The organism is Streptomyces sp. NPDC047971, assembly GCF_040653355.1.
Lineage (GTDB): Bacteria > Actinomycetota > Actinomycetes > Streptomycetales > Streptomycetaceae > Streptomyces.
The window spans coordinates 501,660-514,603 of the sequence record NZ_JBEZNW010000001.1 but is presented as its reverse complement, the minus strand read 5'-3'; the positions used below and the strand labels follow the sequence as shown (position 1 = coordinate 514,603).

Sequence of the window (12,944 nt, the reverse complement as noted above, 5' to 3'; positions counted from 1 at the left end):
CGCGTCGAGGGACGTCCCCGGCCGTGACGCGGCAACCGTCCGCGCCCGCCCCTCGCGTGATCGGGAGGATCGCCATGCGCGTGATACGTCTCGCCCCGGCGACCCTGCTCGCCACCACCGCCCTCGCCCTCGCCGCCCCGGCGGCGGTGGCGGACGAGGTCACCGGCGGCGGCATCACGTCGTTCGGCTTCTCCGTCTCGCCCACGACGGTCGCCCCCGGCGGCACGGTCACGCTGAAGTCCGACAGCTGCGAGGTCCCGTCCGTCACCGTCTCGTCCGGTGTCTTCGACACCGTCACCCTCGACGAGGGCAGCGCGGGCACCGCCACCGTCGACATCGAGGCCGAGGTCGGTGCGGAGTACCAGGTGACGTTCGACTGCCAGGGAGAGAAGGGCACCGCACCCCTCACCATCGCCGACACGTCCGCCGGCGGTCCCACGGGCGTCGACGCCGCCGGCGACCCGTTCACGGCCGGCCACGAGACGGCCGCCCGGCCTACCGGAGTCGACGAGACCGGCGACCCGTTCACGGCCGGTCATGAGACGGCCGCCCGTCCCACGGGCGTCGCCGACACCGGCCTGCACCTGGGCGTCAAGGCGGGCTTCGGGGGCGGCGCCGGAGAACTCGGCACCACCGAGGTGGTCGCCGGAACCGCGCTGATCGCCGGCGCGCTCGGCGGCGCCGGGGTGCTCCTGCTGCGCCGCCGCCGCACCGACGGCCCGGCCTGACGCCGGGACCCGGGGGCCGATACGGCTCCTCCGCCCCGGGGTGACGAGGCCCGGGACGGAGGAGCGCCGAGGCGTACGCGAAGAGAGCGGATCGTGCAGGGGTCGAGCGGGTCGAGCGGGTCGAATGGATCGTCCAGGCGCGGCGCGTGGGGCGTCGTGGCCGTCGTCCTGCTGGTGGGCATCCACCTCGTACGGGGCGGCACGGACGAATGGCGGGCCGGAGGCCCCCCACAACCGGTGGCCGCCGCCGCGCCGGACGGTTCGAACGCCGCCGCGGCACCGGACCGTACCGACGCTGACGCATCGGACCGTACCGACGCCGACGCCGACGCCGACGCCCCGGACCGTACCGACGCCGACGCCCCGGACCACGGGGCCGCGCCCGGCCGGCTGCCCGCCTCCCGCCCCGTGCGCGTCCGCATCCCGGAGGTCCGCGTCGACGCCCCCGTCACCGAGGTCGGCAGGGACGCCGAGGGAGCGATCGACACCCCGCCCGCGCACGAGAAGAACCTCGCCGGCTGGTACACCGGCGCCGTCACCCCGGGTGAACCCGGCACCGCCGTCGTCGTCGGACATGTCGACACCCCGGAGGGGCGCGCCGTCTTCTACGAGCTCGGCGCGCTGAACAAGGGCGACCGCGTCGAGATCGCCCGGGAGGACGGCAGGACCGCCGTCTTCTCCGTCCACGGCGTCGAGGTCGTGCCGCGGGAGGGCTTCCCGGCCGAGCGGGTCTACCGGCCGGGCGCCCTGCCCGAGCTGCGCCTCATCACCTGCGGGGGAGCCTTCACACGGGAGCGGGGGTACGAGGGCAACGTGGTCGTCTTCGCCCGCCTGGCCGCCGTGCGCTGACAGGCGCCCGCACCCGGCCCGCCCGAGCTTTGTCCTCGTTCGGGAAAAAGTCTGCCTCGATTCCTGCGCGACTTCTTCCCACCCCGGGACGCCGCTGCTACGTTCCCCTCGAAAGCACGACGGAGAGCCCGCGATACGTCACCAGGGGAGGGGCGCGTGAGACGCATGACGGCACGACCTGCCAACGCGCACCAGGCGCGTCTGCTCCGGCTGCTGCGCGACGGAGGACCCAACTCCCGTGCCCAGCTGGGCGATCAGATCGACCTCTCCCGCTCCAAGCTCGCCGTCGAGGTCGACCGGCTCCTGGAGACCGGTCTCGTCGTCGCGGACGGCCTCGCCGCCTCCCGCGGCGGACGCCGCTCGCACAACATCCGCCTCGCCCCCGAACTCCGCTTCCTCGGCATCGACATCGGCGCCACCTCCGTCGACGTGGCCGTCACCAACGCCGAGTTGGAGGTGCTCGGGCATCTCAACCACCCGATGGACGTCCGTGAGGGCCCCGTCGCCGTCTTCGAGCAGGCCCTGTCGATGGCGGCCAAACTCCGGGCCTCCGGTCTCGCCGAAGGCTTCGACGGAGCCGGCATCGGCGTCCCCGGCCCGGTCCGCTTCCCCGAGGGCATCCCGGTCGCACCGCCGATCATGCCCGGCTGGGACGGTTTCCCCGTACGGGAGGCGCTCAGCCAGGAACTCGGCTGCCCGGTCATGGTCGACAACGACGTGAACCTGATGGCCATGGGGGAGCAGCACGCGGGAGTCGCCCGCTCGGTCGGCGACTTCCTCTGCGTCAAGATCGGTACGGGCATCGGCTGCGGCATCGTCGTCGGCGGTGACGTCTACCGCGGGACGACAGGCAGCGCCGGCGACATCGGGCACATCCAGGTGGAACCGGACGGCCGCGCCTGCGCGTGCGGCAACAAGGGCTGCCTGGAGGCCCACTTCAGCGGTGCCGCCCTGGCCCGTGACGCCGAGGACGCGGCGCGCGCGGGCCGGTCGGACGAGCTCGCCGGGCGCCTCGCGGCGGCCGGCCGGCTCACGGCGATCGACGTCGCCGCGGCGGCCGCCGCGGGCGACGCGACCGCCCTCACGCTCATCCGCGAGGGCGGCAACAGGGTCGGGCAGGTCATCGCCGGACTCGTCAGCTTCTTCAACCCCGGTCTGGTGGTGATCGGCGGCGGCGTCACCGGCCTCGGTCACAACCTCCTCGCCAGTGTCCGCACCCAGGTCTACCGGCAGTCCCTGCCCTTGGCCACCGGCAACCTCCCCATCGTGCTCGGCGAGTTGGGACCGACAGCCGGAGTCATCGGCGCGGCCCGCCTCATCAGCGACCATCTCTTCTCCCCGGCGTAACCGCGCCCACGGACACGCGTTCCTCCCCCGACCCCCGTCCGGGGGCCCGACGGGACGCGTGCGCACACCACCCACCGGCCCCACCCGCCGGAACACCCCAGCACCCACTCGCTCAGGCGCAGCCCGCACCCGCCGAGGGGATCCCACCCATGCCGCAAGAGCCGCCACCGCACGCGTCCCTGCTCACCATGTCCGCCATCACCAAGTCCTTCCCCGGCGTCCGAGCCCTCGACGGCGTCGACCTCGACGTCGCCCCCGGAGAGGTCCACTGCCTGCTCGGCCAGAACGGGGCCGGAAAGTCCACCCTCATCAAGGTCCTCGCCGGCGCCCACCAGCCCGACGGAGGCCGGATCACCTGGCGCGGCGAGCCCGTCCAGCTCCGCTCGCCGATCGCCGCCATGCGCCTCGGCATCGCCACCATCTACCAGGAACTCGACCTCGTCGAAGGGCTGTCCGTCGCCGAGAACGTCCACCTCGGCCACGAACCCACCACCGCCGGCTTCGTCGTCCGCGGCCGCGAGGCCAGGACCGCCACGGCCGCGCTCCTCAAGCGGCTCGGCCATCCCGAGATCGACCCGGCGCGCCTCGTCGGCGACCTCTCCGCCGCCCAGCAGCAGATCGTCTCGATGGCCCGCGCTCTCTCCCACGACGTCCGCCTCATCGTCATGGACGAGCCGTCCGCCGCGCTCGACCCCGACGAGGTCGACAACCTCTTCCGGATCGTCGCGGACCTCACCACGGCCGGCGTCGCGGTCGTCTACATCTCCCACCGGCTGGAGGAGATCCGCCGCATCGGCGACCGGGTCACCGTCCTCAAGGACGGCCGGGCCGTGGCCGGCGGGCTGCCCGCCGCCTCCACACCCACCCGCGACATCGTTGCCATGATGACCGGTCGGAATGTGGAGTACGTCTTTCCGCCCCGCCCCGCCGAACCGCCCACCGCCGCACCCGTCCTCCAGGTCCAAGGGCTCGCGAGGGACGGCGAGTTCGCGCCCGTCGACCTCGAACTGCGACCCGGCGAGATCGTCGGACTCGCCGGACTCGTGGGATCGGGCCGCTCCGAGATCCTGGAGACGATCTACGGAGCCCGGAAGGCCACCGCCGGACGGGTCGTCGTCGACGGCCGCACCCTGCGCCCCGGCAGCGTCCGGGACGCCGTCCGCGCCGGTCTCGGCCTCGCCCCCGAGGAGCGCAAGGCCCAGGGGCTGCTGATGCTGGAGTCCGTCACCCGCAACGTGTCGGTCTCCACCCTCTCCCGGTTCGCCCGCGCCGGCTGGATCGACCGCGACGCGGAACGCGAAGCCGCCCGGACGGCGACCCGCGAACTGTCGCTGCGGCCCGACAACCCCGACGCCCGGATCCGTACCCTCTCCGGCGGAAACCAGCAGAAGGCCGTCCTCGCACGGTGGCTGCTGCGCGGCTGCCGCGTCCTGCTGCTCGACGAACCGACGCGCGGCGTCGACGTCGGGGCCCGCGCCGAGCTCTACGCCGTCATCCGCCGTCTCGCCGACGACGGCCTCGCCGTCCTCCTCGTGTCGAGCGAGGTGCCCGAGGTCCTGGGCCTCGCCGACCGTGTCCTGGTGCTCAGGGAGGGCCGTGTCGTCCACACGGCACCCAGCCGTGAGCTCGACGAACACCGCGTACTCGACCTCGTGATGGAAGGGAGCCCCACGACATGACGCTGTCCACCGCCAAGAGCACCGAGGCACCTGCGCAAGGGGGTGGCCGGCGCCCGCTCGGGCTGACGGCCGACGTCCGCAACCTCTCCCTGCTCGGGGTGCTCGCCGTCCTGATCGCGGTCGGCGGCCTCACCAAGCCCGACGAGTTCCTCGCCACCTCCAACCTCCAGCTCGTCCTCACCCAGGCATCCGTCATCGGCGTCGTCACCGTCGGCATGACCTTCGTCATCACCAGCGGCGGCATCGACCTCTCCGTCGGCGCGATCGTCGCCCTCGCCTCCGTCTGGGCCACCACGCTCGCCACCCAGGAGTACGGCTTCGCCGGCATCCTCTTCACGGCCGTCGTCGTCGGCCTCGGCTGCGGACTGGTGAACGGGCTGCTCATCGCCTACGGCGGGATGGTGCCCTTCATCGCGACCCTCGCGATGCTCGCCTCCGCCCGAGGACTCGCCCTCCAGATCACCGACGGCCGCACCCAGATCGTCACCATCGACTCCGTCCTCGACCTCGGCATCCCCGACGCCTACATCCTGGGCATCCCGCCGCTCGTCCTCGTCTTCGCGGCGGTCACCGTCGTCGGCTGGCTGATCCTCAACCGGACCACCTTCGGCCGCCGCACCGTCGCCGTCGGCGGCAACGCGGAGGCCGCCCGCCTCGCCGGCATCGACGTCCGCCGCCAGCGCCTCTACCTCTACCTGCTGTCCGGACTGTGCTGCGGCATCGCGGCCTTCCTGCTGATCATCCTCTCGGGCTCCGGCCAGAACACCAACGGCAACCTCTACGAACTCGACGCCATCGCCGCCGCGATCATCGGCGGAACCCTGCTCTCCGGCGGCCGCGGCACCATCGTCGGCTCCGTCCTCGGCGTCCTGGTCTTCACCACGATCACCAACATCTTCGCCCTCAACAACCTGCAGAGCGACGTCCAGCAGATCGCCAAGGGCGCCATCATCGTCGCCGCCGTCCTGGTCCAGCACCGCACCGCCCGCCACGGCGAGCCCTGACCCCCAGCCCCCGTCCCGCCCCGCACCTCCCTCACCCCCGAAGGGAACCATCGCCATGCCAGAAACCAGCCGCAGAGGACTGCTGTTCGGCACCGCGGCCGTCTCCGCCGGAGCGCTGCTCACGGCCTGCACCAGCAACGAACCCAAGAACGCGGGGAATTCGGCCCCGGCCGCGAGCAACGCCCCGGCCGCCGACGACAAGCCGGGCACCCCCGTCACCATCGGCTTCGCCGGCCCCCAGGCCGACCACGGCTGGCTCAACGCCATCAACCAGAACGCCAAGGAACGCGCGAAGAAGTACTCCGAGGTCACGCTGGAGATCACCGAGGGCTCCAACGACACCGCCGTCCAGATCGGCCAGATCCAGACCCTCATCAACAAGAAGGTCGACGTCCTCGTCATCCTGCCCGCCGACGGCAAGGCGCTGACCCAGGTCGGCCTCCAGGCGATGAAGGCCGGCATCCCCGTCATCAACCTGGACCGCATCTTCGCCTCCCCGCAGGCGTACCGCTGCTGGATCGGCGGCGACAACTACGGCATGGGCCTCAACGCCGGCCGCTACATCGGCGAGAAGCTCAAGGACAAGCCGAACGCCACGGTCATCGAACTCGCGGGCATGGACAGCCTGGAGCTGACCAAGCAGCGGACCCAGGGCTTCGACGACGCCCTGAAGAACTACCCCAACATCCGCAAGGTGGCCCGCCAGGCCGCCGACTTCACGGTGGAGTCGGGCCAGGCCAAGATGGCGCAACTCCTCCAGGCACAGCCGAAGTTCGACGCGCTGTGGAACCACGACGACGACCAGGGCGTCGGCGCGCTGCGCGCCATCGCCCAGGCCGGCCGCAAGGACTTCCTGATGGTCGGCGGCGCCGGCGCCAAGTCCGCCATGGACGCCATCAAGGCCGACGACAGCGTCCTCAAGGCCACCGTCCTCTACCCGCCGACCATGGCCGCCTCCGCCATCGACCTGGCCCGCGCGCTCGGCCAGAAGAAGGGCGTCGGCGGCATGGCCGAACTGGAGATCCCGGCCTCCGTCACCCTCTACTCGGCCGTCGTCACCAAGGACAACGTCGACGAGTACCTGCCCACCGGGTTCAGCTGACCGGCCTCCGGCCGCCCCCACCGCGCAACCGACGAGGAGGAATCCGTATGGAACAGAGGGACAGCGAGGCCGGCGAGGCCACGCCGCCGACACTCGGCATCGGCATGGTCGGGTACGCGTTCATGGGCGCCGCCCACTCCCAGGGGTGGCGCACCGCGGGACGCGTCTTCGACCTGCCGATGCGGCCGGTCCTCGCCGCGGTCGCCGGCCGTGACGCGACAGCCGTCCGAGCCGCCGCCGCGCAGCACGGCTGGGCGGCGGCGGAGACCGACTGGCGCGCCCTCGTCGCCCGCGACGACGTCCAGCTCGTGGACGTCTGCACCCCGGGCGACAGCCATGCGGAGATCGCCGTCGCCGCGCTGGAGGCGGGCAAGCACGTCCTGTGCGAGAAGCCGCTCGCCAACTCGGTCGCCGAGGCGGAGGCCATGGTCGCCGCCGCCACGGCGGCGGCCGCCCGTGGCCAGGTCGCCATGGTCGGCTTCAACTACCGGCGGGTGCCGGCGATCGCGTACGCCCGCCGGCTCATCGCCGAGGGCAGGCTCGGCGCGCTGCGGCACGTACGCGTCACCTATCTGCAGGACTGGCTCGTCGACCCCGGCTTCCCGCTGACCTGGCGCCTGGAGCGCGAGCACGCGGGGTCCGGCGCGCTCGGGGACCTCGGCGCGCACGCCGTCGACCTCGCCCAGTACCTGGCGGGGGAACTCGTGGTGGGAGTGTCGGCGCTCACCGAGACCTTCGTACGGGAGAGGCCGCTGCTCGCCGGGGTGTCGGCCGGGCTCGGCGGGGCCGCGGCGGGCGGGGCCCACGGGACGGTGACGGTCGACGACGCCGCGCTGTTCACCGGGCGGCTCGCCTCCGGGGCGCTCGCCTCCTTCGAGGCGACCCGGATGGCCGCCGGCCGCAAGAACGCCCTACGCCTGGAGATCAACGGAGAGAAGGGCTCGCTCGCCTTCGACCTGGAGCGGCTCAACGAGCTCTCCTTCCACGACCACACCGAACCCGCCGCCTCCGCCGGCTTCCGCCGCATCCTCGTGACCGAGCCGGACCACCCCTACCTGGAGGGCTGGTGGCCGCCGGGTCACGCCCTCGGATACGAGCACACCTTCGTCCACCAGGCCCGCGACCTGGTCCTCGCCGTGGCCTCCGGCACCGGCCCGGCGCCGTCCTTCGCCGACGGGCTCCAGGTCCAGCGGGTCCTCGCCGCCGTGGAGGAGAGCGCGGAGAAGAACGCCGTCTACACCCCCGTACAGGTCTAGGAGGCCGTCCATCGTGACCCGTCCCTTCACCCTCTTCACCGGCCAGTGGGCCGATCTGCCACTGGAGGAGGTCTGCCGGCTCGCCCGTGACTTCGGCTACGACGGCCTCGAACTCGCCTGCTGGGGAGACCACTTCGAGGTCGACAAGGCCCTCGCCGACCCGTCGTACGTCGACGGTCGGCGCGCCCTGCTGGAGAAGTACGGCCTGAAGTGCTGGGCGATCTCCAACCATCTGGTGGGCCAGGCCGTCTGCGACCATCCGATCGACGAACGCCATCAGGCGATCGTGCCGGCCCGGATCTGGGGCGACGGCGAGCCCGAGGGCGTACGGCAGCGGGCGGCGCGCGAACTGGCCGACACCGCGCGGGCCGCCGCGGCGCTCGGCGTCGACACCGTCATCGGCTTCACCGGCTCGTCGATCTGGCACCTGGTGGCGATGTTCCCGCCCGTGCCCGAACGCATGGTGGAGCGCGGCTTCGAGGACTTCGCGGAGCGCTGGAACCCGATCCTCGACGTCTTCGACGCCGAAGGCGTGCGGTTCGCCCACGAGGTCCATCCGAGCGAGATCGCGTACGACTACTGGACCACCCAGCGCGCCCTGGAGGCGGTGGACCACCGGCCCGCCTTCGGGCTCAACTTCGACCCGAGCCACTTCGTCTGGCAGGACCTGGACCCGGTCGGATTCCTCTGGGACTTCCGCGACCGGATCTACCACGTGGACTGCAAGGAGGCCCGCAAGCGCCTCGACGGGCGCAACGGGCGGCTCGGCTCGCACCTGCCCTGGGGCGACCCGCGGCGCGGATGGGACTTCGTCTCCGCCGGCCACGGGGACGTGCCCTGGGAGGACGTGTTCCGGATGCTCCGCTCGATCGGCTACGCGGGGCCCGTCTCGGTGGAGTGGGAGGACGCCGGGATGGATCGGCTCACCGGCGCCCCGGAAGCGCTTTCCCATCTGAAGCGGTTCGATTTCGACCCGCCGGCGGCCTCGTTCGACGCCGCCTTCGGCGGTGATCGGTAGCCCCCGCGGCTTCATCCCCGCAGGTCGGCGCCCGGTGGCGGCAACGCCACCGGGCCGGTCCGCCCTGCCCGCGCGCGGCTTTGTCCTCTCGCGGTGAAAAGTTCGACAGCACCGGTGCGCAAGGGCTTTCGGGCGTGGACGAACCCCGCTACCGTCCCTGTGTGGCTGATGTGTACATGACGTAACTGCGAAGACGCGACCAGCGTGACGGCGCACGCCGGTCCCCGGACAACCCGCACACCCGGCCCTACTCCGGAGGACACCCCCGTGCACAGAAAACGACTCCGAACCAGGAAGTCACTCGCCCTGCTCACCGTCGGACTGCTCGCCCTCACCACCCCCCAGGCCCTCGCCACCGACACGGACACCCCCGCCGGCACCACGGCCGCCGAGGAATTCCAGCAGGTCACCCTCGCCAAGGGCGGCGAAGAAGTCGGCGAACCCATGTCCCTCGCCGTACTCCCCGACCGCAGCGTCCTGCACACCTCACGAAACGGCGAACTGCGCCGCACCGACGCCGCCGGCAACACCAAGGTCATCGGCACCATCCCCGTCTACTCCCACGACGAGGAGGGCCTCCAGGGCATCGGACTCGACCCCGGCTTCGCCCAGAACGAGGCCATCTACCTCTACTACGCCCCGCCGCTCACCACCCCCGCCGGCGACGCCCCCGAGAACGGCACCGCCGCCGACTTCGCGAAGTACGACGGCGTCAACCGCCTCTCCCGCTTCACACTCAAGGCCGACGGAACCCTCGACAACGCCAGCGAGAAGAAGGTCATCGACATCCCCGCCACCCGCGGCATCTGCTGCCACGTCGGCGGAGACATCGACTTCGACGCCCAGGGCAACCTCTACCTGTCGACCGGCGACGACTCCAACCCCTTCGCCTCCGACGGCTTCACCCCCATCGACGAACGCCCCGGCCGCAACCCCGCGTTCGACGCACGCCGGACCTCCGGCAACACCAACGACCTCCGCGGCAAGATCCTCCGCATCAAGGTCGCCGACGACGGCTCCTACACCGTCCCCGACGGCAACCTCTTCGCACCCGGCACCGACAAGACCCGCCCCGAGATCTACGCGATGGGCTTCCGCAACCCCTTCCGCTTCAGCGTCGACAAGGCCACAGGCGTGCTCTACGTCGGCGACTACGGCCCCGACGCCGGCGCCGCCGACCCCACACGCGGACCCGCGGGCCAGGTCGAATTCGCCCGCATCACCAGGCCCGGCAACTTCGGCTGGCCCTTCTGCACCGGCAAGAACGACCCCTACGTCGACTACGACTTCGCCACCAAGGTCTCCGGCGCCACCTACGACTGCGCCGCCCCGAAGAACGACTCGCCCCACAACACCGGCCTCGTCGACCTCCCGCCCGCCGAACCCGCCTGGATCCCCTACGACGGAGGCTCCGTCCCCGAATTCGGCACCGGATCCGAATCACCCATGGGCGGCCCCGTCTACCGCTACGACGCCGACTCCACCTCCCCGGTGAAATTCCCGGAGACCTACGACGGCGACTTCTTCGCCGGCGAATTCGGCCGCCGCTGGATCAGGCGCGTCGAACAAGGCGCCGACGGCGCCGTCCAGTCCATCAACCCCGTCCCCTGGACCGGCACCCAGGTCATGGACATGGCCTTCGGCCCGGACGGCGCACTCTACGTCCTCGACTACGGCACCGCCTGGTTCGGCGGCGACCACAACTCCGGCCTCTACCGCATCGAGAACGCCACCGGCGGCCGCTCCCCGAGCGCCGAGGCGAGCGTCGACAAGACCTCGGGCGTCGCACCCCTGAAGGTCGCCTTCTCCTCCGCCGGCACCACCGACGGCGACGGCGACGCCCTCACCTACAGCTGGGACTTCGGCGACGGCGGCACCTCCACCGCCGCCAACCCCACCCACACCTACCGCAAGAACGGCACCTACACCGCCACCGTGACAGCGAAGGACCCCAGCGGCCGCACCGGCTCCGCCTCCGTCCACGTCGTCGTCGGCAACACCGCACCCAAGGTCACCCTCGAACTCCCCGCCGAAGGAGCCCTCTTCTCCTTCGGAGACGAGATCCCCTTCAAGGTGACCGTCACCGACCCGGAGGACGGCGCGATCGACTGCGCCAAGGTCAAGGTCACCTACATCCTCGGCCACGACAGCCACGGCCACCCCATCACCTCCGCCAACGGCTGCAGCGGCACCATCAAGACCTCCGCCGACGGCGGCCATGACGACGACGCCAACATCTTCGCCGTCTTCGACGCCGAGTACACCGACGGCGGAGGCGGCGGCCAAGCCGCCCTCACCACCCACGACCAGGCCAAACTCCAGCCACGCCACCGCCAGGCCGAGCACTTCGACACCCAGCACGGCATCACCGTCTACGACAAGGCCCCCGCGCACGGCGGACGGACCGTCGGCGACATCGACGACGGCGACTGGATCTCCTACAAGCCCTACAACCTCAGCGGATCCACCAAACTCACCGCCCGCGTCTCCTCCGGCGGCGCCGGCGGCTTCCTCGAAGTCCGCACCGGATCACCCACCGGCACCCTCCTCGGCTCCGCCCCCGTCCCCGTCACCGGCGGCTGGGAGACCTTCCAGGACATCGACGTACCCCTGCGAAGCGTCCCCCGCAAGACCACCGAACTCTTCCTCGTCTTCAAGGGCGGCGCCGGCGCACTCTACGACGTCGACGACTTCACCCTCTCCAACAGCCCCGTCGACCGCACCGCCAAGCGCGTCCTCGTCTTCTCCCGCACCGCCGGCTTCCGGCACGACTCCATCCCCGCCGGCATCACCGCCCTCAAGGAACTCGGCGCCGGCACCAACATCACCGTCGACACCACCGAAGAACCCCGCCAGTTCACCACCAACAACCTCGCCCGCTACGACGCCGTCGTCTTCCTCTCCACCACCGGCGACGTCCTCAACGCCGAACAGCAGACCGCCTTCGAGAACTACGTCTCCACCGGCGGCGGCTACATGGGCATCCACGCGGCAGCCGACACCGAGTACGACTGGGAGTTCTACGGCGGACTCGTCGGCGCACACTTCGCCTCCCACCCGCACATCCAGCCCGCCACCGTCCGCGCCGAGGACCACGACCACCCCGCCACCGCCCACCTCGACGGCCCCTGGCAGCGCACCGACGAGTGGTACAACTACCGCACCAACCCGCGCGGACAGGCCCGCATCCTCGCCACCCTCGACGAGACCACCTACGAGGGCGGCACCATGAAGGGCGACCACCCCATCGCCTGGTGCAAGTCCTACGGCGGCGGACGCTCCTTCTACACCGGCGGCGGCCACACCAAGGAGTCCTACACCGAAGCGGCCTTCCGCCAACACCTCCTCGGCGGACTGCGCTACGCCGCCGGCCAGGTCACCGCGGACTGCCGCCCCCAGACCGGCTACCGCGACCTCTTCAACGGAGAGACCCGCGAAGGCTGGAAGCAGGCCGGACCCGGCAGCTTCGACATCACCGAAGGCGAACTGCGCTCCGTCGGCGGCATGGGGATGCTCTGGTACCAGGCCAAGGAGTTCTCCTCCTACTCCCTCAAGCTCGACTGGAAGATGGCCGGAGACGACAACTCGGGAATCTTCGTGGGCTTCCCCGCCTCCGACGACCCCTGGTCCGCCGTGAACAAGGGCTACGAGATCCAGATCGACGCCACCGACGCCGCCGACCGGACCACCGGAGCCGTCTACGGCTTCAAGTCCGCCAACCTCACGGCACGTGACGCCGTCCTGCGGCCACCCGGCCAGTGGAACTCCTACGAGATCCGCGTCCAGGGCGAACGGCTCCAGGTGTTCCTCAACGGAGTGAAGATCAACGACTTCACCAACACCGACCCCGCCCGCAGCCTGAAGGACGGCCACATCGGCATCCAGAACCACGGAGCCGACGACCAGGTCTCCTTCCGCAACATCCAGCTCAAGGAGCTCACCCCGTAGAGCTCCCGCACAG

Annotated in this window: 9 protein-coding genes; all 9 read left to right on the top strand. The window is 71.4% G+C overall.

From position 1 onward, the window contains the following. Positions 1 to 74 precede the first annotated feature (74 nt). The 9 genes from AB0D99_RS02240 to AB0D99_RS02200 all read left to right on the top strand — a co-directional run bounded on the left by AB0D99_RS02240 (position 75) and on the right by AB0D99_RS02200 (position 12,931). Positions 75 to 728 carry a hypothetical protein gene (locus AB0D99_RS02240; protein ID WP_362355869.1) on the top strand — a complete coding sequence of 218 codons (654 nt, stop codon included), beginning with the start codon at positions 75 to 77 and terminating at the stop codon, positions 726 to 728. Positions 729 to 884: 156 nt separating this feature from the next. Beyond that, on the top strand, positions 885 to 1,577 hold the full coding sequence (locus tag AB0D99_RS02235) for a class F sortase (protein ID WP_362355867.1): 693 nt from the start codon (positions 885 to 887) through the stop codon (positions 1,575 to 1,577). A 165-nt stretch (positions 1,578 to 1,742) separates the two neighbouring features. Next, positions 1,743 to 2,924: an ROK family transcriptional regulator gene (locus tag AB0D99_RS02230; RefSeq protein WP_362356053.1), complete on the top strand. Its 1,182-nt coding sequence runs from the start codon at positions 1,743 to 1,745 to the stop codon at positions 2,922 to 2,924. A gap of 149 nt (positions 2,925 to 3,073) precedes the next feature. Next, complete coding sequence (locus AB0D99_RS02225; RefSeq protein ID WP_362355865.1) at positions 3,074 to 4,603, top strand: sugar ABC transporter ATP-binding protein; 1,530 nt, start codon at positions 3,074 to 3,076, stop codon at positions 4,601 to 4,603. Then, the gene (locus AB0D99_RS02220) at positions 4,600 to 5,607 is read left to right on the top strand and encodes an ABC transporter permease (protein ID WP_362355863.1); all 1,008 of its coding nucleotides are present in this window, start codon (positions 4,600 to 4,602) and stop codon (positions 5,605 to 5,607) included. Before AB0D99_RS02225 ends, AB0D99_RS02220 begins: the two co-directional genes overlap by 4 nt. A gap of 55 nt (positions 5,608 to 5,662) precedes the next feature. Continuing rightward, entirely contained in the window at positions 5,663 to 6,709 is a 1,047-nt protein-coding gene (locus tag AB0D99_RS02215; protein WP_362355861.1) for a substrate-binding domain-containing protein, read from the top strand. A gap of 47 nt (positions 6,710 to 6,756) precedes the next feature. Further along, entirely contained in the window at positions 6,757 to 7,965 is a 1,209-nt protein-coding gene (locus AB0D99_RS02210) for a Gfo/Idh/MocA family oxidoreductase (protein ID WP_362355859.1), read from the top strand. Positions 7,966 to 7,978: 13 nt separating this feature from the next. Further along, a complete protein-coding gene (locus tag AB0D99_RS02205) occupies positions 7,979 to 8,983 on the top strand; it encodes a sugar phosphate isomerase/epimerase family protein (RefSeq protein WP_362355857.1) in 1,005 nt (334 codons plus the stop codon). A 267-nt stretch (positions 8,984 to 9,250) separates the two neighbouring features. Further along, complete coding sequence (locus AB0D99_RS02200; RefSeq protein ID WP_362355855.1) at positions 9,251 to 12,931, top strand: ThuA domain-containing protein; 3,681 nt, start codon at positions 9,251 to 9,253, stop codon at positions 12,929 to 12,931. The last annotated feature ends 13 nt before the right edge of the window (positions 12,932 to 12,944 follow it).